The organism is Thermomonospora curvata DSM 43183 (assembly GCF_000024385.1).
Classification (GTDB): domain Bacteria; phylum Actinomycetota; class Actinomycetes; order Streptosporangiales; family Streptosporangiaceae; genus Thermomonospora; species Thermomonospora curvata.
Genome location: NC_013510.1, coordinates 4,829,429 through 4,854,734 on the forward strand (window position 1 = coordinate 4,829,429; position 25,306 = coordinate 4,854,734).

Consider the following 25,306-nt stretch of genomic DNA (forward strand, 5'->3'; position numbering starts at 1 on the left):
CTGGTGGCTGCGAAGACGGGCACGCGCTGACATGCGCCTAGCAGACCGCGCCCACCGGCACTTGTCAAGTCGATCACGTCGATCGGTATTAACCCTTCGGCCACGGCGGTGCCGGTCGGCAGACGTTCAAGCCCGGCAGCATGCGGTCGTCCTCCACCGAGGAAACGGAGCTTGACCATGACTTTCGACCGGCGAACCGTACTGCGCGGCGGGCTGCTCATCGGCGGAGGCGCGATGCCGGCCCCGCTGGCCGCGCCGACCGCGCCCGCCGCCGCGGCCCCCGCGCTGATCCGGCGGGGGCGGCCGCGTCTGACCCACGGCGTGCAAAGCGGCGATGTGACCGCCGGGCGGGCCGTGGTGTGGGCGCGCGCCGACCGCCCGGCGCGGATGCTCGTCGACATCAGCCGCCGCCCCGACTTCCGGGGTTTCCGGACCGTCCGCGGCCCGGTGCTGACGCCCAAGACCGATCTGACCGGCAAGGTGTTCCTGCGCGGGCTGCCGGCCGGGGAGCGGATCTGCTACCGGGTGCGCCTTGCCGACCTGGACCGGCACGCGCTGCTGTCCGCCCCCGTCGAGGGGTCTTTCCGCACCCCTTCCCGGCACCGCCGCGACATCCGGTTCGTGTGGTCCGGCGACCTGGCCGGACAGGGCTGGGGCATCAATCCCGAGCTGGGCGGCTTTCGGATCTTCACCGCGATGGGCGCGCTCGACCCGGACTTCTTTTTGTGCAGCGGCGACTGGGTGTACGCCGACGGGCCGCTCACCGAGACCGTGGCGCTGCCGGACGGCCGCACCTGGCGCAACGTGGTGACCGAGGAGAAGAGCAGGGTCGCCCAGACGCTGGCCGACTACCGCGGGCAGTTCCGCTACAACTTGGAGGACGCCTGCCTGCGAGCCTTCAACGCCCGCGTCCCGATGATCTACCAGTGGGACGATCACGAGGTCGTCAACAACTGGTACCCGGGGGAGATCCTCGACGATGCCCGCTACACCGAAAAGCGCGTGGACGTGCTGGCCGCCCGGGCCCGCCGCGCCCTGATGGAGTACACCCCGATCGCCGCCCAGGCGCCCCGGGGCGGCCGGATCTACCGCAAGATCTCCTACGGTCCGCTGCTGGATGTCTTCATCCTGGACATGCGGACCTACAAGAACCCCAACACCCCCAACACCTCCCCCACCGAGACCGGGGGCGTGCTGGGCGCCGAGCAGCTGGCCTGGCTCAAGCGGGAGCTGCGCCGCTCCACGGCGACCTGGAAGGTGATGGCCGCCGACCTGCCGCTCGGGCTGGTCGTGCCGGACGGCACCGCCCAGGAGGGCATCGCCCAGGGCGACGACGGGGCGCCGCTGGGCCGCGAGCGGGAGATCGCCGAGCTGCTCTCCCATGCCCAGCGGCACAAGGTCCGCAACATGGTGTGGCTGACCGCCGACGTGCACTACACCGCGGCCCACTACTACGACCCCGCCAAGGCGGCCTTCACCAGGTTCGACCCGTTCTGGGAGTTCGTCTCCGGCCCGTTGAACGCCGGTGGTTTCGGCCCCAACCGCCTGGAGGGCACCTTCGGCCCCCAGGTGAAGTTCTTCAAGGCCCCGCCGCGCGCCAACGCCTCCCCCGCCGAGGGCTACCAGTTCTTCGGGCAGGTGGACATCGACGCCCGCAGCGGGGTGATGACCGTCCGGCTGCGGGACCTCGACGGCACCGTCCTTTACACGCAGGCCCTGTCGCCCGTGCGCTGAGCCCGCCCTTCGTGTTCCGGTTCTTCGCGTTCCGGCCGCCGGCTTCGGCGGCCGGGCGCGATCCGGTCCAGGACGCGACGCGGGGCGGGCGGCGTGCCGGGGCGTTCCACGCTGAGGATCAAGACGGCGAGCAGCACGATGAGGCCGCCGAGGAGCTGCGCGGCGCTCAGGCGTTCGCCGTAGACCAGGGCGGTGGAGGCCACGGCCACCGCCGGTTCGGCGTAGGAGAGGATCGCCGCCGTCGATGCGCCGACCATGCGCATGCCGGCCAGCATGCAGACGATGGGCACCACCGAGGAGAAGATCGCCAGCATCGTCGTCCACGCCCAGCCGCTCGCCTGCGCCGGCGGCTGCCAGGAGCCGGTGCCCGCGGTGATCAGCACCATGCTGACGGCGGCGGAGGTGCACACGACCGCCGACACGGTGATCAGGTCCAGCTCTTCGGGGAGGCCCGCTGCGACGGTCAGGTAGATCGCGTACGTGCCGGCCGCCGCCAGCGCCAGCAGCACCCCACTGGCGGCGCCCGGCCGGACGCCGCCGCCCAGCAGCAACAGCACTCCCGGCACCGAGCAGGCCAGGGCGGTCAGCCGCCGCCGGTCCACCGGTTCGCGCCGCAGCGCGATAGCGATGGCGGTGACCATGGGCGGGTAGGTGTACAGCAGCAGCGCCGCCAGTGAGCCGTCGATGCGGGCCAGCGAGCCGAAGTAGCACATCGCCTGGCAGGCGTATCCGATGGCGCCCAGCCCGATGCAGGTCAGCAGCGCCCGCCCGGTGGGCAGGGCGGGCCGGCGCCAGGCGACCAGCAGCCACAGCAGCGCCGCGGCGACGGCGAAGCGCACCGTCAGCATCGTCTGCACTCCGGCGCCCGTCCGGTAGGTCTCCTTGGCGAAGATCGCCGACAGCCCGAAGCCGGCCGCGGAGATCAGGCACAGCAGGGCGCCCAGCGAGGAACGCGATCGGGGGGAGGGCATGCCAACGACCGTAAGGAGCCGCTTCCCATCGAGGTAGCCTTGCTTTCCTGCGGCAGGTGAAGGGAAATCCTTGGTCACTGACGGTGGATCGGCGATCACCCTCCATCAGTTCCGCTGTTTCCTGACCACCTTGGAGCACGGGTCGTTCACGGCGGCGGCCGCCGCCCTCGGCTACGCCCAGCCCTCGGTGTCAGAGCAGGTCAGGCAGCTGGAACGGCACCTGGACGCGGTGCTGTTCCGCCGGGTGGGGCGCGGTCTGGTGCCCACCGAGGCGGCCTGGGCGCTGCGTCCGCACGCGGTCGCCGCGCTGCGGGCGGCCGGCGAGGCGGTGCGGGCGGTCTCGTCGGTGCGCGGCATGCTGACCGGCACGGTGCGCTTTGGCATCTTCAAGATCGCGCACTACTACCTCGGGGTCGATCTGATCGCCGACATGCTCCAGCGGCACCCGCGGGTGCGGATCGAGCTGGTCGGCCAGAACTCCGCCGAGCTGCTGGAGCAGCTGCGCCGGGGCCGGCTGGAGGCCGCCCTGGCGGCGCTGCCGCTGGACGCCGACGACCTGGCGGTGACCGTGGAGATGCGCGACGAGCTGGTCTACGTCAGCGCCGACCCCGAACGGGTGCGCGAGCCGGTCACCGCGCGGACGCTGACCTCCCACCCGCTGGTGCTGCCGGATGTGAGCTGGCGCGCCGAGGACACCACCCGGCGGATGCTGGCCGAGCTGGCCCGCGCGCACGGACGGGTGCTGCGCCCCCGCGTCGAGGTGGAGTACTTCGAGGCCGCACTGGAGGTCGCCGCGCGCGGCCTGGCCGACACGGTGTGCTGGCGCGGCGCCCTGCTCCGCCTGGGCGAGCGGCTGCCGCCCGGCCTGCACTGGGCGCCGCTGGACCCGCCGCTGCACGAGCGGTTCGGCATCGTGCACCGTCCCGTCGCCGAGCTGTCCCCGGCCACCCGCACCGTGGTGGAGCTGGCCGCGGCACGGGTGCGGCGGCTGAACGCGGCGCTCGGCGCGCCGGATTCGGGCCGCAAATCAGTGTGAATTAGGTCATATCAAGGTCTGGTCGGCCGTTCGATCACGGTTTACCGTTCAAGGGTCGCCCCACCCCCCGCGGAGGTGGCCTCGATGTCGCGGCCCGTCCAGCGCGCACCTCCCGGCGCCTTGTGCCCCCGACCCACCCCTCAAGGCGCCCGAAGGAGGACGGATGCCGCGTGTGAGAACCAAGGTCGACGGCGTGACGTATGAGGACGAGGTGGAGCCCCGGCTGCTGCTCGTCCACTACCTGCGCGAACGGCTGGGGAAAGTGGGCACCCCGGTCGGCTGCGACACCACCAACTGCGGCGCTTGCACCGTCCTGATGGACGGGCTGAGCGTCAAAAGCTGCTCGGTGCTGGCCGTCCAGGCCGACGGGCACGAGATCACCACGGTCGAAGGGCTGGGCCGAGGCGGGGAGCTGCACCCCATGCAGCGGGCCTTCCACGAAGAGCACGCCCTGCAGTGCGGGTACTGCACCCCCGGCATGATCATGGCCGCGATCGATCTGCTGCGGGAGAACCCCGACCCCTCCGACGCGGAGATCCGCCGGGGGCTGGAGGGCAACCTGTGCCGCTGCACCGGCTACCAGAACATCGTCCGGGCCGTCCGGCGCGCCGCCGCCGAGATGCGCGCCGGGGGCGATGCGGACGCCCCGGCCGTCCCCCGCCCCGAAGCGGAGGTGACGCCGTGACCGAGACCGTCGTCAGGCGCGAGATCGGCAGCCCCCGCCGGCGCACCGAGGACGCCCGGCTGATCACCGGCCGCACCCAGTGGACCGACAACCTGCAGCTGCCGGGCATGTGCCATGTGGCGTTCCTGCGCAGCCCGCACGCGCACGCCCGCATCACCCATGTGGACGTCTCCGAGGCCCTGGAGCGTCCGGGCGTGATCGCCGCGTTCAGCGGGGCCGACTTCGCCGCCGAGCAGGGCGGTCTGCCGTGCGCGTGGGTCGTCACCGAGGACATGAAGCACCCCGAGCACCCGCCGATGGCCGTCGAACGCGTCCGCTATGTGGGCGAGCCGGTGGCGTGCGTGGTGGCCCGGGACCGGTACGCGGCGGCCGACGCGCTGGAGGCCATCGACGTCGACTACGAGCCGCTGCCGGTCGTGACGGACATGGAGCGGGCGCTCGCGGACGGCGCCGACCTGGTGCACGAGGAGCTGGGCACCAACGCCAGCTACACCTGGACGTTCGAAAACGGCGACATCGACGCGGCGCTGCGCGACGCGCCCGTGCTGATCGAACGCCGGTACGTGCAGCAGCGGCTGATCCCGACCGCGATGGAGCCGCGGGCGGTGGTGTGCGCCCCGGACGGGGACGGCTTCACGCTCTGGTCGGCCACCCAGATCCCGCACATCCTGCGGCTGATGCTGGCCACCGTCACCGGCATCCCCGAGCACCGGCTGCGGGTGATCGCCCCGGACGTCGGCGGCGGGTTCGGCTCCAAGCTGCAGGTCTACGGCGAGGAGGTGCTGGCGCTGCTGCTGGCCCGCAGGCTGGGCCGGCCGGTCAAGTGGACCGAGTCCCGCAGCGAGGGCAACCTGGCCGTCCACCACGGCCGCGACCAGATCCAGCGTCTGACGCTGGCCGCCGAGCAAGACGGCACCATCCGCGGCCTGAAGGTGGAGCTGCTGGCCGACATGGGCGCCTACCTGATGCTGGTCACCCCGGGCGTGCCGCTGCTGGGGGCGTTCATGTTCAACGGCATCTACAAGATGGACGCCTACTCCTTCACCTGCACCGGGGTGTTCACCAACAAGACCCCCACCGACGCCTACCGGGGCGCGGGGCGTCCGGAGGCCACCTTCGCCATCGAGCGGCTGATGGACGAGCTGGCCGCCGAGCTGGGCCTGGACCCGATCGAGGTGCGGCGGCGCAACTGGATCCGCCACGAGGAGTTCCCCTACGAGACGATCGCCGGGCTGACCTACGACTCGGGCAACTACGAGGCGGCCACCGAGCGGGCGCTGCAGCTGCTGGAGTACGACAAGCTGCGCGCCGAGCAGGCCGACCGGCGTAAGCGCGGCGACACCGTGCAGCTGGGCATCGGGGTGTCCACCTACACCGAGATGTGCGGGCTGGCGCCCTCGCGGGTGCTGGGGTCGCTGTCGTACGGCGCCGGCGGCTGGGAGCACGCCTCGGTGCGGGTGCTGCCGTCCGGCAAGGTCGAGGTGGTGACCGGGTCGTCGGCCCACGGCCAGGGCCATGAGACCGCCTGGGCGCAGATCACCGCCGACCGCCTGGGCGTGCCGTTCGAGGACGTGCGGGTGCTGCACGGCGACACCTCCGTCTCCCCCAAGGGCATGGACACCTACGGTTCGCGGTCGCTGGCCGTGGGCGGCATCGCGCTGGTGAACGCCTGCGACAAGGTCATCGACAAGGCCCGCAAAGTGGCGGCCCACCTGCTGGAGGCCTCCGAGGAGGACGTGGAGTTCACCGACGGGGGCTTTCGGGTGCGGGGCGTGCCGGGCGAGGCCAAGACCCTGCAGGAGGTGGCCGCGGCCGCGTTCGCCGCGCACGACCTGCCCGAGGGGATGGAGCCCTCGCTGGACGCCGACGCCACCTTCGACCCGGAGAACTTCTCCTTCCCGCACGGCACGCACCTGTGCGCCGTGGAGGTGGACACCGAGACCGGGTTCGTGCGCATCCGCTCCTACGTGGCGGTCGACGACGTCGGCCGGGTGGTCAACCCGCTGATCGTGGAGGGGCAGGTGCACGGCGGGCTCGCCCAGGGCATCGCGCAGGCGCTGTATGAGGAGGCCGTCTACGACGAGGCGGGCAACCTGACCACGACCACCATGGCCGACTACCTGATCCCGTCGGCGGCCGACCTGCCCGACTTCACCACCGACCGCACCGAGACCCCGGCCACCACCAACCCGCTGGGCGTCAAGGGCGTCGGGGAGGCCGGCACCATCGCCGCCACCCCGGCCGTGGTGAACGCGATCGTGGACGCGCTGCGCCCCTACGGGGTGCGGGACGTGCCGATGCCGTGCACCCCAGAGCGCGTGTGGCGCGCCCTCAACCCGCAGGGAGGTGCCGAATGATCCCCCCGCAGTTCGAGTACGTGCGGCCGGGCTCGCTGGAGGAGGCCTTGTCGGCGCTGGCCGAGGCCGGTGAGGAGGCCAAGCCGCTGGCCGGCGGGCAGAGCCTGCTGCCGCTGCTGCGGATGCGGCTGGCCTACCCGGAGGTGCTGGTGGACCTGGAGCGGGTGGCGGAGCTGCGGCAGATCCGCGACCTGGGCGACGCGCTGTTCATCGGCGCGATGGCCACCCACCACCAGGTGATGCACGACCCGCTGGTCCGTGCGCACGCCCCGCTGCTGGCGCAGGCGACCGCCACGGTGGCCGACCCGGCGGTGCGGCACCGCGGCACCTTCGGCGGGGCGCTGGCGCACGCCGACCCGGCCGGGGACCTGCCGGCGGTGGTGCTGGCGCTGGGCGGGGTGTGCCATGTGCGGTCCGCCGGCGGGGCGCGCGACATCCCGGCGGCGGGTTTCTTCGTCGACTGGATGACCTCGGCGCTGGAACCGGACGAGCTGCTGGTCGGGGTGACCGTTCCCAAGCTCGGCCCGGGGTGGGGCACCTGGTATGAGAAGTTCCACCGCACCGCCCAGGCGTGGGCGGTGGTCGGGGTGGCCTGCGCGGTCCGCCGGGAAGGCGGCGAGGTCGCCGAGGCCCGGGTGGCGCTGACCAACATGGGCGCCGCACCGGTCCGCGCCACCGCCGTGGAGCAGGCCCTGCAGGGGCGTCCCGCCGCCGAGGAGTCCTTCCGGTCCGCCGCCGGCCACGCGGCCGACGGCACCTCCCCGCCAAAGGACCTGCACGGCTCGGCCGAGTACCGCGCGCATCTGGCCCGGGTGCTGACCCGCCGCGCCCTGGTGTCGGCCTGCGCGTCCTGACCGCGCCCGTCGCGTCCCGGCACGGCGGCCATGGGGGCAGGTCACCGGGGCACCCCCGGGCCGCCCTGCCGGGACCTGCTGTGAGAATCTGCGGTGACCTGTAAGTGTGGCGGTACGGCCGCAGGCCGCCATAAAGTCACCAGATCGGTCCCCTGACGAGAAGGGCAGGAACCCGCTGATGGAGCTCGACCACGAATTCACCGTTCCGGTGCCGGTGGATCAGGCATGGTCGGCGCTGCTCGACGTGGAGCGGGTGGCGCTCTGCATGCCGGGTGCCACCCTCGACTCCATCGACGGCACGGACTACCGCGGCCGGCTGAAGGTGCGGCTGGGCGCGATGACCATCACCTACCGGGGCACCGCCAAGATCGTCGAGGCGGACGCCGACGCCCGCACCCTGACCATCGAGGCCTCCGGCAAGGAGGCCCGCGGCTCCGGCACCGCGGCGGCGACCATCCGGGCCCGCATGTCGGAGACCGACGGCACCACCCGCGTCACCGTCCACACCGAGCTGAACGTCACCGGCCGTCCCGCCCAGTTCGGCCGCAACATCCTCGCCGAGGTCGGCGCCAGGCTGGTCGGTCGTTTCGCCAAGGCCCTGGCCGCCGAACTGGCCGAAAACCCCGTCTCGAAGGAGACCGCCCCCGAATCCACCGGGAAGGCCGCGACCGCCGCCGAACCGCCCCGGGCCGACGCCGGCTCCTCCTCCGCCGAGCCGGGAACCACGGCCTCGGCCGGCACCGGCTCCGCCACCGAACCGGCGGGCGGCCCCGCCGAACCCGAAACCACGGCCACCGCAGAACCGGCCGGAACCGCTCCGGCCACGAGCAGCCCGCCCGAACCGGCTCAGGCGGCTCCGGCCGACGCCGAAACCACGCCCGTTCCCGAAGCCACCGAATCCGCTCCGGTGGCTTCGACCGACGCTGAGACCACGGCCGCCCCCGACGCGGCGAGCAGCACCGCCGAACCCGCACCGACGACTTCGGCCGATACTGAAGCCACGGCCGCCCCCGAAACCACCGCCCCCGACACGGCGAGCGGCACCACCGAACCCACACCGACAGCCCCGACCAACGCTGAGACCACGCCCTCCTCTGAATCCACCACCTCCGGCACGGCGAGCGGCACCACCGAACCCACACCGACGGCCCCGGCCGACGCTGAGACCACGGCCGCCCCCGACGCGGCGAGCGGCACCGCCGAGCCCGCCGAGGCGGGCCGGGCCACCGTCGCCTCCGGCGCGGCGAGCGGCGCCGCCGAATCCGCTCAGGCGACGCCGGACGGCACCGGCTCTGCGGCCGCCGGCTCCTCCGGCGGCCGGGAGACGGGCGAGGCCGCCGCGGCGGATTCGGCCAAGGGCGTCCGGGAGGCGGCGGTGACCGAAACCTCCGGCGCCATTGCTCCGAAAACCACCGCGCGGCGGGGCGGCGCCCACCGGCGGCGGCCGCCGGAGGACGACGCCATCGACCTGCTGGAGGTCGCCGGGCCCTCGGTCGCCAAGCGGGCGGCTCCGCTGGTGGGAGCGTTGGCGGCGCTATTGACCGTGCGTTACCTGTTCCGCCGGCGCAGGGGCCGGCACCACCGCTGAGCACCCCGGTCCACCACCACTCGTCGCCAACCTGGTACGTTCCGTAATTAAGGATGCGGACGACCGCATCGACGCAACGTTGTCCGGTTGGGGGCCATGGACACGGTCGAAATTCAACGGGTCGTCGCGATCGAAGACGACAACTGGTGGTATCGGGAACGCCGGGCGATCATCGCCCGGGAGCTGCGCCGGCTGGGCGGCCCGCCCGGGCGGGCCGCCGACATCGGCGCCGCCGGCGGCGGCAACACCAGGGTGCTGGTGGAGCACGGCTGGGAGGCCATCGCCATCGACGCCTCCCCGGAGGCGGTGGAGCTGGCCAAGCGGCGCGGCATCGACGCCTATCACGGAGACGCCTGCTACCTGCCGTTGTCGACGGGGGACTTCGACTTCGTGATGGCGCTGGACGTGCTGCAGCACATCCCCGACGATCAGACGGCCGCCGGGGAGCTGGCCCGGGTGCTGCGCCCGGGCGGCGTCGCGCTGATCTCCGTGCCGTGCGACCTGTCGCTGTGGTCGGCGCACGATGTGGCGCTCGGGCACGTCCGCCGCTACTCCCGGGAGAGCCTGGCCGCGCTCATCGAGGGCGCCGGGCTGCAGCTGGACCGGATGTGGAGCTGGAACGTGCTGCTGCGTCCGGTGGTCAAGTGGCGGCGGCACCGCAGCGCCCCGCAGGGGGCGGGACGGCTGAACCCGGTCGTCAACGCCGGGCTGCGCGCCGTCGTGATGCTGGAGCGCTACCTGCCGGTGCGCTCCCTGCCCGGCGTCACGCTGTTCGCCCGGGCCCATCGCCCGGAGCTGACGTCCTCCTGACAGGGCCGTGATCGGTCCCGCCCGGCCGGGTCCCCGCCGCCGTCAGTCCGGTTCGGCGGCCGGGGCGAGCCCCTGCCCGGCCCGGGTGGGGCCGGCGGCGGCCATGGGGCGCACCTGCCGCAGCTCGGCCAGCAGCCGGGTGTGCGCCCGGGTGGACAGCCAGAACTTGTAGATGATCACGAGTTCGAAGAACATCAGCAGGGCGCCGGCGACCGCGACGGCGCCGATGATCTGCCCGGTCAGCGGGCCGATGATGAACACCGCCATCTGGAACTCGATGCCGCTGACCAGATGGGTGCGCACCCGCCGCTGCAGCAGGTACCGGCGGACCCGCTGGTACCAGGGGAAATGCGCGTCGAAGGCACGGTGCAGGTCGGCGTCGGTGAGCCGTTCGAGCTCCCCTTCGGGCTCCTCCTCCCGCTCCCGCCCTGCCTGCGGCGCCTCCAGGCGGCCCCGGGGCCGGTCCGCCGCGGCCTCCCGCATCGCCGCGTTCATCGCCGCGCGCATCGAGCGCCGCACTTTGACGATCTGCGGACCGTTGACGTACCGGAACATGTCCAAAGCCAGGATCGCCATGCCCGCGTACAGGTAGGCGGCCTGCCCGGTCCGGGCGTACTGCCCGCCGGTCAGGGCCACCGCGCACAGCGTGTCGCGGACCCGGTCCAGCATGAAGTCCAGCCAGCCGCCGAACACCGTGCCGGTGCCCTTGAGCCTGGCGATCTTGCCGTCCATGCAGTCCACCACGAAGCCGACGTGGTAGAGCAGCGCCCCCGCCACCAGCCAGCCGGGAGAGGCCAGGGCGAAGCAGGCCGCCGCGCCCAGGCCCAGCGCGAAGGCGGCGGCGGTGAGCTGGTTGGGGGTGATCGAGGTCCGGTTGGCCACCTGCCGCGTGAGCCGGATCGCGATCGGGTCGACGAGGAAGACCGTCCACCACGCGTCGCGGCCTTTGCAGACCCGGCGTACGTCGTCCAGGGAGAACGTCGACATAGGGCAAGCATTTCCGGCCGGGGCGGTTACCCGAACGCGCATCGCGACCGCCAGGGAATCGCTTGCCCCACCCTTGACCGTCCCGCTACGCGGGCAGAACCGTGCCCTCGGCGCGCTTGGCCGCGAGCAGTTCGGTGAACAGCTCCTCCCAGCGGCGGCGGATCGCCTCGGGGCCGTACTCGGCCGCGGTGTCGATCGCCGCCGCGCCCAGGCGGCGCCGCAGCCGCCGGTCCTCGATCAGCCGGCACAGCGCGCCCGCCATGGCGCCGGGGTCCTCCGGCGGCACCAGCAGCCCGTTCTCCCCGTCCCGGATGACCTCCCGGGGGCCGGTGGGGCAGTCGAAGCTCACCAGCGGCAGCCCGCAGTTCAGCGCCTCCAGCACCACCATGGCGAAGCCCTCGAAGCGGGAGCTGAGGGCGTAGATGGACGCCTGCGCCAGTTCCCGGTCCAGGTCCCTGGAGGTGCCCATGAGGAAGACGTGGTTGTACAGGTGGCGGCGGTGGATCAGGTTGCGCAGCCGTCCCTCCCAGGGGCCGCCGCCGTAGATCCGCAGCGTCCAGTCCGGGTGCCGCCGCACCACCTGGGCGAACGCCTCGATCAGCAGGTCGAAGCCCTTCTGCCGGGTCAGCCGTCCGGCGGCCGCCACCACTTTGGCGGAGTGGTCGGTGCGGGGCACCTGCAGGGTGTGCAGCGGGTTGGGGATCTGGGCGGTGCGCACCCGGCCGCCCAGCGCCCGCCGGTAGGCGGCCTCGTCCCGGCGGGTCAGCGAGACCACCGCGTCCAGCCGCGGGTAGTCGCTTGCGATCGCTTCGCGCACGTCCGGCTTGTAGCGGTCCAGGTGCATGTGGTCCTGGGCGATGCGGACCAGGTGGGGCGGCGCGTAGCGGGCCGACAGCAGGTTCAGTCCGGGGCGGGTGGTGACCACCACCCCTTCCTGCAGGCTCTGCAGGAACTCGATGACGCGTTCTTCGACGCGGCGGGTGAAGACCTCTTTGGCCGCCTCCCCCGCCGGCACCTCGGGTCCGGGCTCCCAGCCGGGCGGCACCGGGACGGGACGGGGCCTGCGCAGCCGGCGGCCCAGGCGCCGTTCCAGCCGCTCCAGCAGCCGGCCGGTGCGGGACGGCCGCGGCGGCCGCGGGGGTGCGTTCGCCCCCCGCTGGTCGTCGAGGGTGATCAGGCGGACCCGCGGGTCGATGGGGAACTGCGGGCGGCCCCGCCGGCGGATCACGCTGGCGATCTGGACCTCGTGCCCGGCCTCGGCCATGGCGGCGGCCTGGTTGATGACGGTGCGGATCGTCCCGCCCATGCCGTAGGCGTGCATCAGTACGTAGGTGATCTTCATCGGACCCGGCGGCTCACAAGGAGGAGGCGGTCGTCGGCGGTGTAGCGGGGACGGACCCGGTAGCGGGCGCCGCGCCCGTCGGTGAAGCACTGCGCCGGGTAGGTGATGGCGCGGGCCCGCGGCCGGCCCAGGCGGCGGCCGACGGGCATCTCCACCTCCGTGCGCACGGTGTGGCAGACCAGGCGGACGTCCCAGCGCTCGGAGCGGAACGGGCGGGGCGGCGTCAGGTCCCGCACCGGCACGGCCACGTCGAACCGGCCGGCTGAGACGGTGACGTCGTAGGGGCCCGGCCCGCGGCGGCGGGCCGTCCGCCGGCGCCGCAGGCGCAGGCTCAGCCAGGCCCGCGGGGTGGTGGGCGCCGGGTGCGCCGGGACCAGATGCAGCCGCCAGCGGCCCGCGAGCGGATCAGGCCCCTGCAGCGAGCCCGCCAGCCGGATCAGCCCGTCCTTGGCCCACAGTTCTTCGACCTCGGCCCAGCGGTCGGCGGTGAGCTGCCCGGTCGTCACGTTCCGCACCCCTTCACCATGACCGGGCGGCGCCCTGGGGGCGTCAGGTGCCACCGGACGGCGGACAAGCCTTGCAGCGATCGTTACCCCGCCGCGGAACATTCCGGGAGGGCTTTACCGGGCGCTCATGTCCAACCGGCGCCGCATAAGTGACGAAAATCTCTATCGGCGCGAATGCCCTTGTTTCGTTGTGCACGTCCCGCGACATATGAGGAATGTCACGTGTGCTTTACGCCACTTTCGCAAGGGTGCGGGACGGGCCGGCTCAGGAGTCGATGCGCACTTCCGGATGGGCTTCGGCGACGGCGATGCGAATGCTGCGCGCCAGCGCCTGGAACTCCTCCACCCGGGGCGAGGTCTCCCGGTAGGCCAGCCCGATGCGGCGGTAGGGGGCGGGGTCGGCGAAGCGGTACACCGCCAGCCCGTCGGCGCGCCGGGTCTCGACCGGCAGCGTGGTCTGCGGCAGCAGCGTCACTCCCAGGCCGCCGGAGACCAGCTGCACCAGCGTGGCCAGGCTCGCCGCGTAGGTGGCCGCGGTCGCCTGCGCCCCGACCTCGCGGCACAGGTCCAGCGCCTGGTCGCGCAGGCAGTGCCCTTCGTTGAGCAGCAGCACGTCCAGTTCGGTGAGCACCTTGCGGGGCACCGGTTCGGGGCCGATCTCCAGGGCGCGAGGGGCGGCCAGCAGGAACTCCTCGGTGTACAGCGGCAGTTCGGCCACCCCGGAGGTGGGCACCGGCAGCGCCAGGATCACCACGTCCAGGCGGCCCGCCAGCAGCTCGGCCACCACGTGCTCGGTCTGCTGCTCGCGCACCGACAGTTCCAGGTCGGGAAAGTCGCGGCTCAAGCGGGGCAGCACCGAGGGCAGCAGGTAGGGCGCCACGGTGGGGAGCACGCCCAGCCGCAGCGGGCCGACCAGCGGGCCGCGGGCGGCGCGCACCTCCTCCACCAGCCGGTCCAGCTCGGCCAGCACCGTCTCGGCGCGGCGGGCCACCCGCTCCCCCGCCGGAGTGAGCAGAACCTTGCGTGTCGTACGCTCGACCAACCGGGTGTTCAAAGTCTGCTCCAAGGCGGCCACCGCGCCCGACAATGCGGGCTGGCTCATGCCGAGCACGGCGGCGGCGTCTCGGAAATGCAGATACTCGGCCAGCGCGAGGAATGCCCGCAGCTGCGCCACGGTCGGTCTATTGATAGCCATCCCCTATCAATCTTCCTGGACCTATCAATTTCTCTTTTCACGATAGCTGCGACATGCTTATGACCACTCACAACTCTGGTGTCGCGGTCGCCCCTTAAGGGCGCTTGTGACACATTTCACATGGAACGAAGGAGATCCTGTGCTCACTGTCGGTGACCAGTTCCCCGAGTACGAACTGACCGCCTGCGTGTCGCTGGACCCGGACAAGGCGTTCGAGACCATCAACCACAAGACCTACGAGGGCAAGTGGCGCGTGGTCTTCTTCTGGCCCAAGGACTTCACCTTCATCTGTCCCACCGAGATCGCCGAGTTCGGCCGTCTGAACGGGGAGTTCGCCGACCGCGACGCCCAGGTCCTGGGCGTGTCCGTGGACAACGAGTACGTCCACTACGCCTGGCGCAAGGACCACCCGGACCTGCGCGACCTGCCGTTCCCGATGCTGTCGGACATCAACCGGGAGCTCAGCAGCGCCCTGGGCATCCTCACCAAGGAGGGCGTCGCCCAGCGCGCCACCTTCATCGTCGACCCGGACAACGAGATCCAGTTCGCGATGGTGACCGCCGGCTCGGTGGGCCGGAACGTCAAGGAGGTCCTGCGGGTCCTGGACGCCCTGCAGTCCGACGAGCTGTGCCCCTGCAACTGGAACAAGGGCGAGGCCACCCTCGACCCCAAGAAGCTCATGGCGGGCGCCTGAGCCAGTCCGCAGGGCTGACGGCGCACCGGCCACCGGTTCCGACCGCGCCCACACCCACGGTGGCCGGTGCCCCTCCCCGGACCCGCCGCAAGGGGCATCGCGCCTCTCCCGGCACGCGGCCTGGCGTCACAGGCCGCCGCACATCGCCTCCACCCGCCCAGGACCGCGCCGCTCACGGACCGTCCCCGAAGAACGGCGCGCCGGGCGGGTTCACCGGTCGGCCGGTCGCGCCATAGCCGTGACCGGCCGTCTGTCTTGAAAGGAAGCCTCAGCATGAGCGTCGACGCACTGAAGGAAGCCCTCCCCGCCTACGCCAAGGACATCAAGCTCAACCTGGGCTCGGTGACCAGCACCTCCCAGCTCACCGAGCAGCAGCTGTGGGGCACCGTGCTGGCCTGCGCGATGGCCACCAAGAGCAAGCAGGTCATCGCCGAGCTGGCCGAGGAGGCCGGCGACTACCTGTCGGCCGAGGCGTTCGAGGCCGCCAAGGGCGCCGCCTCGATCATGGCGATGAACAACGTCTACTACCGCGCCACCCACCTGATCGGCGACGAGACCTACGCCCAGCTCCCGGTCAAGCTCCGCATGACCATCATCGGCAAGCCCGGCGTCGAGAAGGTCGACTTCGAACTGTGGTGCCTGGCCGTCTCCGCCATCAACGGCTGCGGCCGCTGCCTGGAATCCCACGAGAAGGTCCTCCGCGAGGCCGGCATGCCCCGCGAGCACATCCAGGAGGCCCTGCGCATCGCCGCGGTCATCAACGCCACCGCCGCCACCCTGGAGGCCGAGGCCGCCCTGGCCCCCGCCGGGGTCTGACACCCACCGGAACGTCATGAGGGCCCGGGACTTCCCCGGGCCCTCATGACGACCGTCCCCCGAACTGTCAGCCCGCCACGCCATGTTCCTCAGGCGGCGTTCCTCAGGCGGCGTTCCTCAGGCGGCCTCCAGGGGCTTGACCTCGATTCCCTTGCTCGCCCACGGCTCGGGCACCTCACCCCCTGACAACCGCTCCAGCCAGCGCAACTGATCGACCGCGTAGTCGTGCATCGGGGTGCCCTCCCTGACGACCAGGATCGGGCCATGGGTGCCGCGTTTGGCGTGCCCGTAGAGCATGATCCGGATGACGTCGTCCACCTCTTCCATCGCGAACGAGCAGGGGAAGTTGTAGCTGTACAGGCGGATGTTGGGCTGCCGTTCGGCCGCGGCCCGCAACGGGCGCAGGACCTCCCGGATGTAGCGGTGCGGATCCTCCATCGCCGCGTCGGCCGGCTCGATCCGGTACCGGGCGCGGCGCGAGTCGCAGAACGGGTCCATCACATAGATCTTGACGGGCACCCGCTGAGCGGCCTCCTCCAACGCCGCCAGGCACTCCTCGCGGGCATAGAAGTTCCTGGTGAGGCCGAACAAGTTGATGCGCTGCCCGGCGGCCCGGATCCGGTTGATCAAGTCCTGCTCGGAGTCCTCCCCGGTGTAGGGGAAGGCATCGACGATCCCGATGCGCTGCAGGTTGCCGGGGTCGCCCTCCCCGTGGTCCACGCCGAAGCCGAGCTTGTCAGGCCGGGTGCGATAGAGCTTGCAGAAGTAGTCGATGCGTTCTTCGTTCGGTCTCCTCTGGCCACGCTCCCATCGGCACAGAGTGGGTGCGTCCACGTGCGGGGGCTCCAGGCCGTCCGCGACGTAGAGCGCATCCAGGCGCGCGGCGACCTCCTCCCGACTCCATCCGTTGGCCAGCCTCCACGCCTCCAGGGGATGAACGTCGATCTCCCTGAGGATCTTCTCAACGACGGCCTCGGTGGTCAGGCCGCGACGAATGCCGTCGAGGCGGATCTCGGCCGCTCTCTGTTCAAGCCGGCCTTTGTCGCGGGGGCTGTTGCGGCTGGTCACTGCCCTTGCTCCTGTGGCGTCACCTCAACGTGCTTGACGTTAGACGCCAATCGTTTCGTCATAGAGCGCATTGGGAAAGCGGCCAAAAGCCCCGCCGTCCTTCGGCAAGAGCAGCCCCGGTCACAGCAGCGGCCGCAGCAGGTCCGCCGGGTCGATGCTGGGGAAGGGATCGGGAAGCTTGAGTTTCTCGCCGCACCTCGCCCGCGCCGCCTCGACGTAGGTTCCCCCTTCGAGCCGCTGCAGGATCATCGTGAGATGCCGCTCGTCGTCCATCTCGACGACCATGAACCAGGGGATGCCCGCCTGGGCGTACAGCGCGTATTTCTTGATCCACTTCTGCCCCTGGTTGGACGGCGACCGGACCTCCACCACCATCCGCACGTGAGCCGCATCGTGGACGATGACCTTGTCGTCGGTCTCGGAGGTGACCACGATGTCGGGAATGAGGATCACGTCTTCGGCGATCCGCACGTTGATCTCGGTCTCGGTCACCAGGTCCGGCAGGCCCGCCGACTCCATGAGCGTGGCCAGCCGCCGCACGATCCGCTGATGGGGCTTGCCGGGCGCGGGACTCACCAGCAGGCTCCCGCCGACCAGTTCGACCTTCGGGCCGTCCGACGGCAGCTTGAGGTACTCCTCCTCCGTCCATACGCCCGTGTGGCTCCAAGGCGCCGTGAAGTCGCCGCCCACAGCGAACACCACCATTCAGCCTCCCGACAGCGCCTCACCCAGTGTGACATGGACGGCATCGTAGGAGGCCGAACAACGCTTTGTAGCCGTTTCTACACAGAAAGTCCGGCTACTCCCACTCGATGGTGCCGGGGGGCTTGCTGGTGATGTCGACCACCACGCGGTTGATCTCGCGGACCTCGTTGGTGATGCGGGTGGAGATGCGCTGCAGCAGGTCGTACGGCAACCGGGCCCAGTCGGCGGTCATGGCGTCCTCGCTGGTGACCGGGCGCAGCACCACGGGGTGGCCGTAGGTGCGGCTGTCGCCCTGGACGCCGACGGAGCGGACGTCGGCCAGCAGCACCACCGGGAACTGCCAGATGTCGCGGTCCAGGCCGGCGGCCGACAGCTCCTCGCGGGCGATGGCGTCGGCCTCGCGGAGGATGTCCAGGCGTTCGCGGGTGACCTCGCCGATGATGCGGATGGCCAGGCCCGGGCCGGGGAAGGGATGGCGCCAGACGATCTCAGGAGGCAGGCCGAGCTGCTCGCCCAGGGCGCGGACCTCGTCCTTGAACAGGGTGCGCAGCGGTTCGACCAGCTTGAACTTCAGGTCCTCGGGCAGGCCGCCGACGTTGTGGTGGGACTTGATGTTGGCGGCGCCGGTGCCGCCGCCGGACTCCACCACATCCGGGTACAGGGTGCCCTGGACGAGGAATTCCACGTCGTCGTCCTCGCCGGAGTGGGCGGCGACGATCTCGCGGGCGGCCTGTTCGAAGACGCGGATGAACTCCCGGCCGATGATCTTGCGCTTGGTCTCGGGGTCGGTGACGCCGGCCAGCGCGCTCAGGAACCGCTCCTGGGCGTCCACCACGTGGAGCTGGACGCCGGTGGCCGCCACGAAGTCCTTCTCCACCTGCTCGGCCTCGCCCTTGCGCAGCAGGCCGTGATCGACGAAGACGCACGTCAGCCGGGAGCCGATGGCGCGCTGCACCAGCGCGGCGGCCACCGCCGAGTCCACCCCGCCGGACAGGCCGCAGATGGCGCGCTTGCCGCCGACCTGGGCGCGGATCGCCTCGATGGCCTCCTCGGCGATGTTGAGCATGGTCCAGTTGGGGCGGCAGCCGGCGGCCTCGAACAGAAAGTGCCGCAGCACCGCCATGCCGTGCTCGGTGTGCACCACCTCGGGGTGGAACTGCACGCCGTACAGGCCGCGTTCGCGGTTCTCCATCGCGGCCACCGGGGTGACGGCGGTGCGCGCGGTGACGGTGAAGCCCTCGGGGGCGACGCTGGTGTGGTCGCGGTGCGACATCCACACCGGCTGCTTGGCCGGCAGCCCGCTCAGCAGCACCCCGCCGTCGATCACCTCGATGTCGGTGCGGCCGTACTCGGCGACGTCGGAGTTCTCCACCACCCCGCCGAGGGCCTGCGCCATGACCTGGTGGCCGTAGCAGATGCCCAGCGTCGGCACCCCGGTCTCCAGCAGCCCCTCGGGCGCGGACGGGGCGCCGTCTTCGTACACCGAGGCCGGCCCGCCGGACAGGATGATCGCCTTCGGCCGCTTGGCCAGCATCTCCTCGACCGGCATGGTGCACGGGACGATCTCGCTGAACACATTGCACTCGCGTACGCGCCGCGCGATCAGCTGCGCGTACTGCGCGCCGAAGTCGACGACGAGAACGGTGTCGTGGGACTGCTCGACCTGCGCGAAGGGCACCGGGCAACGCCTTTCAAGGGATACGGGGCAGACCCCAAGTCTATGGCCGTATCGCCCCGGCCCATGCCGCCCGGTGCGAAGGGAGGACGGCGCGCCCGCGGGCCTGTGGGGTGGAAAGCAGGCCCGAGAGCGCGCCGTCCGGTCAGGTGATCTCGACGATCGGCAGCCGCAGCGCGGCCGGGGCGGCCTGGGGAACCACGGGGTTCTTGGGGGCCACCGGGGTGATGCGGCGATAGGGCGAGCCCAGCGGGGGACGCGGGTCCTGCTCGCCCTTGTTGGGCCACATCGCCATCGCACGCTCGGCCTGGGCGGTGATGGTCAGGGACGGGTTGACGCCCAGATTGGCCGAGATCGCCGAGCCGTCCACCACGTGCAGGCCCTCATGGCCATAGAGGCGGTGGTAGGGGTCGATCACTCCGGTCTGCGGGGAGTCGCCGATGGCGCAACCGCCGATGAAGTGCGCGGTGGTGGGGATGTCGCCGAGGTCCAGCCAGGACCCGCCGGGCATGCCGCCGATCTCCTCGGCCAGCAGCCGGGTGGCCTGGTGCCCGGCCGGGATCCAGGTGGGGTTGGGCTCGCCGTGGCCGCGGCGGGCCCGCAGTCCCCAGCCGAACAGGCCCTTGCGCGGGGTGACGGTGATGGAGTTGTCCCGCACCTGCATGACCAGGGCGATGATGGTGCGTTCCGACCAGTGCCGCAGGTTGAGCAGCCGGGGCAGCTGCCACAGGTGGGTGACGGCGTAGCCGAGGAACTTCAGCCAGCGCGGGGCCGCGCCGGAGCCGTCGGCGGACGGGCCGTCGATCAGCAGGGTGCGCAGCAGGCCCATGGCGTTGGAGCCCTTGCCGTAGCGGACCGGCTCGATGTGGGTGTCCTCGTCCGGGTGGAAGGAGGAGGTGATCGCCACGCCCGCCGAATAGTCGTCGCCCCGGCGGCGGAACCGTTCGGCGCCCAAGATCGCCTCGGAGTTGGTCCGGGTGAGCACGCCCAGCCGGTCGGAGATGCGCGGCAGGCGCCCGGTGGCCTTCATCCGGTGCAGCAGCTTCTGGGTGCCGTAGGTGCCGGCGGCGAACACCACCTGCTCGACCCGCAGGGTGCGGCGGTGCCGGCCGAAGGAGCCGGTGCGCACGATCTCCACCTCGTACCCGCCGCCCGGCAGCGGGGTCACCGAGCGCACGCCGGTCATCGGCATGATCTTGGCGCCCGCCTTCTCGGCCAGGTACAGGTAGTTCTCGGTGAGCATGTTCTTGGCGCCGTGCCGGCAGCCGGTCATGCACTCCCCGCACTCGTGGCAGGTGCGGCGGCGCGGGCCGATCCCTCCGAAGTAGGGGTCGTCGACCTCCTGCTTCGGCTTGTCGCCGAACAGCACCCCCACCGGGGTGAGGTGGAAGGTCTCGCCCCGTCCCATCCGCTCGGCGACCCGCTTCATCGCCCGGTCGGCGGGGGTCATGGTGGGGTTGGGCACCACGCCCAGCATCCGCTTGGCCTGGTCGTAGTAGGGCGCCAGCTCGGCCCGCCAGTCGGTGATGTGCCGCCACTGCGGGTCGTCGTAGAACGGCTGCAGCGGCTCATACAGGGTGTTGGCGTACACCAGGGAGCCGCCGCCGACACCCGCCCCGGCCAGCACCAGCACCCGGCCGCCCTTCTCGCCGCGCAGCAGGTGGATGCGCTGGACGCCGGTCAGGCCCAGCGCCGGCGCCCACAGGTAGCGCCGCAGCCGCCAGGAGTTCTTCGGCAGCGCCGCATGGCGCTCCCCCGGTCTGCCGGCCGGGTCGTCGAAACGGCGGCCGATCTCGGCCACGGCGACCTTGTAGCCCTTTTCGGTCAGCCGCAGCGCCGCGACGCTGCCGCCGAAGCCCGAGCCGACCACCAGCACATCGAAGTCGAATTTCACGTCCGCAGACATCCGATCTCGTCCTTCGGCTACCTGATCCGCAGCCGCTTCATGAGCTTGATCGCGGTCGCCATGCCGGTGGCGTAGCGGTCATAGCCCAGGAACGGCGGCGGGGCCAGCTCCACCAGGTGCTGGCTGGCAACAGTCTGCGGCTCGGTGTACTTGAGGATGCCCTCGGCACCGTGCCGGCGGCCCAGGCCGGACTGCTTCATGCCGCCCATCGGGGCGTCGTAGGAGGCGAACGCGGCGCCGTAGCCTTCGTTGATGTTCACCGTCCCGGCGTTGATGCGGGCGGCCAGGCGGCGGCCCCGGGCCACATTCCGCGTCCAGATGGAGGCGTTCAGGCCGTAGGCGGTGTCGTTGGCGAGGCGGACGACCTCGTCTTCGTCGGAGAACTTGTAGACGCTGACCACCGGGCCGAAGGTCTCGTTGGCGCACAGCTCCATGTCGCCGGTGACGTTCGTCAGCACGGTGGGCTCATAGAACAGCGGGCCGATGTCGGGGCGGGCCTTGCCGCCGGCCAGCAGCGTGGCGCCCTCCTTGAGGGCCTGCTCGACGTGCCGGCTGACGACCTCCAGCTGGCGCGGGTAGGTCAGCGAGCCCATGTCGGCCTCGTAGTCCAGCCCGGCGCCGAGCTTCATCGCCTTGACCTGCTCCACGAAGCGGGGCACGAACCGGTCGTAGATCTTCTCGTGGACGTACAGCCGCTCGATGGAGATGCACAGCTGCCCGGCGTTGGTGAAGCAGGCGCGCAGCGCGCCGCGGGCGGTGCGCTCGACGTCGGCGTCCTCCAGGACGATCATCGGGTTCTTGCCGCCCAGCTCCAGCGAGTAGCCCACCAGGCGGGGGGCGACCTTCTCGGCGATGGCCCGGCCGCCGCGGGTGGAGCCGGTGAAGGCGACGTAGTCGGCGTTCTCCAGCAGCGGGTCGCCGATCTCGGCCGGGTCGCCCACCACGATCTGCCACAGGTCGCGCGGCAACCCCAGGCTGATCAGCAGGTCCAGCACCCACAGGCTGGACAGGCAGGTCTGGGTGTCGGGCTTGTGGATCACCGCGTTGCCGGCCATCAGCGCCGGGGCGATGTCGCTGGCGCCCAGGCTGAAGGGGTAGTTCCAGGGCGAGATCAGCCCGACCACGCCTTTGGGCTTGCGCAGCTCCACCGTCCGGGTGGCCACCGGGAAGGCGCCCTGCCGCCGCCGGGGCTTGAGCAGCCGGGGCGCCCGCCGCGCGTAGTAGAGCGTGCACAGCGCCACGTCGAGGAACTCCTCATAGGCGTGCCGGCGGGCCTTCCCGGTCTCCATCTGGATGACGTCCAGGATCTCCTCGCGCCGGTCGACCAGGACGTCCACCATGCGCAGGAACGGCTTGACCCGCTCGCGCACCGGCAGCCGCTCCCAGGCCCGCTGGGCCTCGCGGGCGCGCTCGTAGGCGGCGCGCACGTCGTCGGCGTTCGACACCGGCACGGTGGCCAGCGGCTCCCCGGTGAAGGGGGCGGGAATGGTGGTGGTGCCGCCCGAGGCGGAGGTCACGTGAGAGGACAACCGCTCGATGAGGGCGGGGGCGAGCGTCAGCGCTGAGGCCGTAGGGGTTGCCATGGTGGCACCATATGACCACCCGGCCACTATTGACTACCTACCGGTAACCACAACTTGGTCACCGACCCTCTCAACTGCGGACGAAGTTCATCACCGGACGCCGAAACCGGGCCGAAAACCGTCCCGCCTGCCCGCTGTCGGCCAAGTGGCGGAATGACCATGCACTCGCGGTGTATCCCGGAATGAGCATCCAACGCGGGAGGGGAGAACCGCATGACCAGCGCACACCCGGGAGGCGAGGAGCAGGACAGGACACCGCCGCGGCACACCGGACGCCGGGCGCACCGGCACCCGGCCGCCGCCAGGCGGCGGGAACGCACCAGGGAGGCCCTGCTGGAGGCGGCCCAGCGCCTGTGGGCCGAAGGCGGCATCCACGCGACATCGCTGGACGACATCGCCACGGCCGCCGGGCTCACCAAGGGCGCCGTCTACTCCAACTTCGCCGGCAAGGCCGACCTGGCGATGGCCCTGCTGGAGCGCTGCACCGCGGCCGGGTTCGGCACCGAGGCGCCCGAGCCGCCGCACGAGGACGGCGGCCGCCCGCCGCTGCAGCGGCTCCGGCACCTCGGCGAGCGCTACCGCCTGCGCCTGGAGACCGCGGAGGCCCGCCTGCTGGCCCTGCTGATGATGGAGTTCTGGCTGCTCGGCATGCGCGACTACGCCGCCGGCTGGCGGCTGGCCGACTGGTATGACGAGCGCCGCCGCCGGCTGGCCCGCGGCCTGCCCGGCACCGACGGCATCACCCCCGAGGACCGGGCCGCCCTGGTCATGGCGATGGACTTCGGGCTGACCGCCCAGCACCTGCTGGACCCCGACCGCGTCCCCGCCGACCTGTACGCCACCGGCCTGAATCTCCTCCTCGGCCCGCCCCTGCACCGGCCATCGCCCTAACGGCCGTCCGTCTTCGCCGGGCCGCCGTGCCGGAAAAGGCTCAGTAGGTGGGGACGATCTCCGGGGCGCCGCGGCGGCGGGCGTCGGCCTCCTGGTCGTCTTCTTGGTTTTGGGAGTCGCGTTCGGCCTCGACCCGCTTGCGGTAGTACTCGACCTCGCGGTCGATCTGGTCCTTGGACCAGCCCAGGACGGGGGCGAGGAGTTCGGCGGCCTCCTGGGCGACGCCGACGCCGCGGTCCCAGGCCTCGATGGAGATGCGGGTGCGGCGCGACAGCACGTCGTTGAGGTGGCGGGCGCCCTCGTGGGTGGCGGCGTAGACCACCTCGGCGCGCAGGTAGTCGTCGGCGCCGGTCAGCGGCTTGCCCAGGTCGGGACGCTCGGCGATCATCTCCAGCAGGTCGTCGATGAGGGTGCCGTAGCGCTGCAGCAGGTGCTCGATGCGGGCCACGTGCAGCCCGGAGCGGTCGGCCAGGCGCTGCCGGGCGTTCCACATGGCCTGGAAGCCCTCCCCGCCGACCAGGGCGATGCGGTCGGTGCAGGACTCGGCGACCCGGCGGTCCAGGCCGTGCACCACCGCGTCGATGGCGTCCTTGGCCATCACCCGGTAGGTGGTGTACTTGCCGCCGGCGACCAGGACCAGGCCGGGCACCGGGTGGGCGACCACGTGCTCGCGCGACAGCTTGGAGGTCTCCTCGGTCTCCCCCGTCAGCAGCGGCCGCAGCCCGGCGTAGACGCCCTCGACGTCGTCATGGGTCAGCGGGGTCACCAAAACCTCGTTGACCTTCGACAGCACATAGTCGATGTCGGCCTTGGAGGCCGCCGGGTGGACCTTGTCGAGGTTCCAGGCGGTGTCGGTGGTGCCGATGATCCAGTGCCGTCCCCACGGGATGACGAACAGCACCGACTTCTCGGTGCGCAGGATGATGCCGGTGGAGGAGTGGATGCGGTCCTTGGGCACCACCAGGTGGACGCCCTTGGACGCCTTGACGTGGATCTGGCCGCGTCCGCCCACCAGCTCCTGGATGTCGTCGGTCCACACCCCGGTGGCGTTGACCACCTGGCGGGCGCGGACCTCGCTCTTGTGCCCGGACTCCAGGTCCAGGATCCGCAGGCCGGTGACCCGCTCGCCCTCGCGCAGGAACCCGATGCACTGGGTGCGGGGGGCGATCTGCGCGCCGTACTGGGCGGCGGTGCGCAGCACGGTCACCACATAACGGGCGTCGTCGACCTGGGCGTCCCAGTACTGGATCGCCCCGACCAGGGCGTCCTTGCGCAGCGCCGGGGCCAGCTTGAGCGCCTTGCGGCGGCTCAGGTGCCGGTGGTGGGGCACGCCCCGGGTGCTGCCCATCTGGAACGCCAGCGCGTCGTAAAGGGCCACCCCGGCGCCCAGGTAGCCGCGCTCCCAGAAGCGGCGGGTGGTGGGCAGCAGGAAGGGAACCGGGCGCACCAGGTGCGGCGCGATGCGCTGCAGCAGCAGGCCGCGCTCGGTCAGCGCCTCGCGGACCAGGTCGAAGTTGTGCTGCTCCAGGTAGCGCAGCCCGCCGTGGATGAGCTTGGAGGAGCGGGAGGAGGTGCCGGAGGCGAAGTCGCGGGCCTCCACCAGCGCCACCGACAGGCCCCGGGTGGCGGCGTCCAGCGCGGCGCCCGCGCCCACGATGCCGCCGCCCACCACGACGACGTCGAACTCCTCGGTGGCCATTCGGTCCAGGGCCTGGGCGCGCTCGGCGGGACCCAGTCGTGAACTGCCCAATCCGGTGATCGGTGATCCGGCCATCGCGTCAGTCCCCCTGTCCCGAATGGTGCAGAGTGCTACTTACCCAACGGTAGGGTTCATACCCGGGCCGGACCACTGCTGCGAACGGCAGGCGAAGGTCACCCGCGCCCGCCCCCGCGAGCGAAAAGG

The 25,306-nt window shown here is 71.7% G+C and carries 21 protein-coding genes; 10 read left to right on the forward strand and 11 right to left on the reverse strand.

Annotated features, from left to right (window positions below; genetic code table 11):
* Positions 1–177 precede the first annotated feature (177 nt).
* Positions 178–1,734, forward strand: coding sequence for an alkaline phosphatase D family protein (locus TCUR_RS20770; protein ID WP_012854541.1), 1,557 nt, complete (start codon positions 178–180; stop codon positions 1,732–1,734).
* Here the strand turns inward: TCUR_RS20770 and TCUR_RS20775 are convergent.
* On the reverse strand, positions 1,704–2,705 hold the full coding sequence (locus TCUR_RS20775) for a DMT family transporter (RefSeq protein ID WP_012854542.1): 1,002 nt from the start codon (positions 2,703–2,705) through the stop codon (positions 1,704–1,706). The genes TCUR_RS20770 and TCUR_RS20775 overlap by 31 nt on opposite strands.
* A 70-nt stretch (positions 2,706–2,775) precedes the next feature.
* Here TCUR_RS20775 and TCUR_RS20780 point away from each other — a divergent pair, with 70 nt between their 5' ends.
* The 6 genes from TCUR_RS20780 (at position 2,776) to TCUR_RS20805 (ending at position 10,035) form a co-directional block, all read left to right on the forward strand.
* A complete protein-coding gene (locus TCUR_RS20780; protein WP_012854543.1) occupies positions 2,776–3,741 on the forward strand; it encodes a LysR family transcriptional regulator in 966 nt (321 codons plus the stop codon).
* Positions 3,742–3,904: 163 nt separating this feature from the next.
* Positions 3,905–4,426, forward strand: a complete 522-nt coding sequence (locus TCUR_RS20785) for a (2Fe-2S)-binding protein (RefSeq protein ID WP_012854544.1) — start codon at positions 3,905–3,907, stop codon at positions 4,424–4,426.
* A complete protein-coding gene (locus TCUR_RS20790; RefSeq protein ID WP_012854545.1) occupies positions 4,423–6,783 on the forward strand; it encodes a xanthine dehydrogenase family protein molybdopterin-binding subunit in 2,361 nt (786 codons plus the stop codon). The genes TCUR_RS20785 and TCUR_RS20790 overlap by 4 nt, the downstream gene beginning before the upstream one ends.
* A complete protein-coding gene (locus TCUR_RS20795; protein ID WP_012854546.1) occupies positions 6,780–7,637 on the forward strand; it encodes an FAD binding domain-containing protein in 858 nt (285 codons plus the stop codon). The genes TCUR_RS20790 and TCUR_RS20795 overlap by 4 nt, the downstream gene beginning before the upstream one ends.
* A gap of 178 nt (positions 7,638–7,815) precedes the next feature.
* Complete coding sequence (locus TCUR_RS28140) at positions 7,816–9,225, forward strand: SRPBCC domain-containing protein (RefSeq protein WP_012854547.1); 1,410 nt, start codon at positions 7,816–7,818, stop codon at positions 9,223–9,225.
* A 96-nt stretch (positions 9,226–9,321) separates the two neighbouring features.
* Positions 9,322–10,035, forward strand: a complete 714-nt coding sequence (locus TCUR_RS20805) for a class I SAM-dependent methyltransferase (protein ID WP_012854548.1) — start codon at positions 9,322–9,324, stop codon at positions 10,033–10,035.
* A gap of 42 nt (positions 10,036–10,077) precedes the next feature.
* Here the strand turns inward: TCUR_RS20805 and TCUR_RS20810 are convergent, their stop codons facing one another.
* The 4 genes from TCUR_RS20810 to TCUR_RS20825 all read right to left on the reverse strand — a co-directional run bounded on the left by TCUR_RS20810 (position 10,078) and on the right by TCUR_RS20825 (position 14,065).
* Complete coding sequence (locus TCUR_RS20810; RefSeq protein ID WP_012854549.1) at positions 10,078–11,022, reverse strand: CDP-alcohol phosphatidyltransferase family protein; 945 nt, start codon at positions 11,020–11,022, stop codon at positions 10,078–10,080.
* A gap of 85 nt (positions 11,023–11,107) precedes the next feature.
* Positions 11,108–12,364 (reverse strand): glycosyltransferase family 4 protein, encoded by a 1,257-nt coding sequence (locus TCUR_RS20815; protein ID WP_012854550.1) that lies wholly within the window; start codon positions 12,362–12,364, stop codon positions 11,108–11,110.
* Positions 12,361–12,870: a hypothetical protein gene (locus TCUR_RS20820; protein WP_012854551.1), complete on the reverse strand. Its 510-nt coding sequence runs from the start codon at positions 12,868–12,870 to the stop codon at positions 12,361–12,363. Before TCUR_RS20820 ends, TCUR_RS20815 begins: the two co-directional genes overlap by 4 nt.
* Before the next feature lie 265 nt (positions 12,871–13,135).
* Positions 13,136–14,065, reverse strand: a complete 930-nt coding sequence (locus TCUR_RS20825; protein ID WP_012854552.1) for a LysR substrate-binding domain-containing protein — start codon at positions 14,063–14,065, stop codon at positions 13,136–13,138.
* Between the two features lie 139 nt (positions 14,066–14,204).
* On the opposite strand from TCUR_RS20825, the gene TCUR_RS20830 reads away from it, so the two are divergent.
* Together TCUR_RS20830 and ahpD are read left to right on the forward strand one after the other, a co-directional pair.
* Positions 14,205–14,759, forward strand: a complete 555-nt coding sequence (locus TCUR_RS20830; protein ID WP_012854553.1) for a peroxiredoxin — start codon at positions 14,205–14,207, stop codon at positions 14,757–14,759.
* A 273-nt stretch (positions 14,760–15,032) separates the two neighbouring features.
* The gene (gene ahpD, locus TCUR_RS20835) at positions 15,033–15,575 is read left to right on the forward strand and encodes an alkylhydroperoxidase, AhpD family (protein WP_012854554.1); all 543 of its coding nucleotides are present in this window, start codon (positions 15,033–15,035) and stop codon (positions 15,573–15,575) included.
* A gap of 117 nt (positions 15,576–15,692) precedes the next feature.
* On the opposite strand, the gene TCUR_RS20840 is transcribed toward ahpD, so the two are convergent.
* The 5 genes from TCUR_RS20840 to TCUR_RS20860 form a co-directional block, all read right to left on the reverse strand.
* Positions 15,693–16,643 (reverse strand): helix-turn-helix domain-containing protein, encoded by a 951-nt coding sequence (locus TCUR_RS20840; protein WP_012854555.1) that lies wholly within the window; start codon positions 16,641–16,643, stop codon positions 15,693–15,695.
* A 120-nt stretch (positions 16,644–16,763) separates the two neighbouring features.
* The gene (locus tag TCUR_RS20845) at positions 16,764–17,348 is read right to left on the reverse strand and encodes a Uma2 family endonuclease (protein WP_012854556.1); all 585 of its coding nucleotides are present in this window, start codon (positions 17,346–17,348) and stop codon (positions 16,764–16,766) included.
* Positions 17,349–17,442: 94 nt separating this feature from the next.
* Complete coding sequence (gene guaA, locus TCUR_RS20850; protein ID WP_012854557.1) at positions 17,443–19,026, reverse strand: glutamine-hydrolyzing GMP synthase; 1,584 nt, start codon at positions 19,024–19,026, stop codon at positions 17,443–17,445.
* A 142-nt stretch (positions 19,027–19,168) separates the two neighbouring features.
* Entirely contained in the window at positions 19,169–20,929 is a 1,761-nt protein-coding gene (locus tag TCUR_RS20855) for a GMC family oxidoreductase (protein ID WP_012854558.1), read from the reverse strand.
* A gap of 17 nt (positions 20,930–20,946) precedes the next feature.
* Positions 20,947–22,512: a succinic semialdehyde dehydrogenase gene (locus TCUR_RS20860; RefSeq protein ID WP_012854559.1), complete on the reverse strand. Its 1,566-nt coding sequence runs from the start codon at positions 22,510–22,512 to the stop codon at positions 20,947–20,949.
* A 213-nt stretch (positions 22,513–22,725) separates the two neighbouring features.
* Between TCUR_RS20860 and TCUR_RS20865 the strand changes: the two genes are divergently transcribed.
* On the forward strand, positions 22,726–23,403 hold the full coding sequence (locus tag TCUR_RS20865) for a TetR/AcrR family transcriptional regulator (protein ID WP_012854560.1): 678 nt from the start codon (positions 22,726–22,728) through the stop codon (positions 23,401–23,403).
* 40 nt (positions 23,404–23,443) lie between these two features.
* Here TCUR_RS20865 and glpD read toward each other — a convergent pair whose 3' ends face one another.
* Positions 23,444–25,177, reverse strand: coding sequence for a glycerol-3-phosphate dehydrogenase (gene glpD, locus TCUR_RS20870; RefSeq protein ID WP_012854561.1), 1,734 nt, complete (start codon positions 25,175–25,177; stop codon positions 23,444–23,446).
* Between the last annotated feature and the right edge of the window lie 129 nt (positions 25,178–25,306).

Excerpts from the sequence above, each read along its gene's own strand:
- TCUR_RS20770 (WP_012854541.1), top strand. The coding sequence starts at position 178 with ATGACTTTCGACCGGCGAACCGTACTGCGCGGCGGGCTGCTCATCGGC.
- TCUR_RS20775 (WP_012854542.1), bottom strand. The coding sequence starts at position 2,705 with ATGCCCTCCCCCCGATCGCGTTCCTCGCTGGGCGCCCTGCTGTGCCTG.
- TCUR_RS20785 (WP_012854544.1), top strand. The coding sequence starts at position 3,905 with ATGCCGCGTGTGAGAACCAAGGTCGACGGCGTGACGTATGAGGACGAG.
- TCUR_RS20795 (WP_012854546.1), top strand. The coding sequence starts at position 6,780 with ATGATCCCCCCGCAGTTCGAGTACGTGCGGCCGGGCTCGCTGGAGGAG.
- TCUR_RS28140 (WP_012854547.1), top strand. The coding sequence starts at position 7,816 with ATGGAGCTCGACCACGAATTCACCGTTCCGGTGCCGGTGGATCAGGCA.
- TCUR_RS20805 (WP_012854548.1), top strand. The coding sequence starts at position 9,322 with ATGGACACGGTCGAAATTCAACGGGTCGTCGCGATCGAAGACGACAAC.
- TCUR_RS20810 (WP_012854549.1), bottom strand. The coding sequence starts at position 11,022 with ATGTCGACGTTCTCCCTGGACGACGTACGCCGGGTCTGCAAAGGCCGC.
- TCUR_RS20815 (WP_012854550.1), bottom strand. The coding sequence starts at position 12,364 with ATGAAGATCACCTACGTACTGATGCACGCCTACGGCATGGGCGGGACG.
- TCUR_RS20825 (WP_012854552.1), bottom strand. The coding sequence starts at position 14,065 with ATGGCTATCAATAGACCGACCGTGGCGCAGCTGCGGGCATTCCTCGCG.
- ahpD (WP_012854554.1), top strand. The coding sequence starts at position 15,033 with ATGAGCGTCGACGCACTGAAGGAAGCCCTCCCCGCCTACGCCAAGGAC.
- TCUR_RS20845 (WP_012854556.1), bottom strand. The coding sequence starts at position 17,348 with ATGGTGGTGTTCGCTGTGGGCGGCGACTTCACGGCGCCTTGGAGCCAC.
- TCUR_RS20855 (WP_012854558.1), bottom strand. The coding sequence starts at position 20,929 with ATGTCTGCGGACGTGAAATTCGACTTCGATGTGCTGGTGGTCGGCTCG.
- TCUR_RS20860 (WP_012854559.1), bottom strand. The coding sequence starts at position 22,512 with ATGGCAACCCCTACGGCCTCAGCGCTGACGCTCGCCCCCGCCCTCATC.
- TCUR_RS20865 (WP_012854560.1), top strand. The coding sequence starts at position 22,726 with ATGACCAGCGCACACCCGGGAGGCGAGGAGCAGGACAGGACACCGCCG.
- glpD (WP_012854561.1), bottom strand. The coding sequence starts at position 25,177 with ATGGCCGGATCACCGATCACCGGATTGGGCAGTTCACGACTGGGTCCC.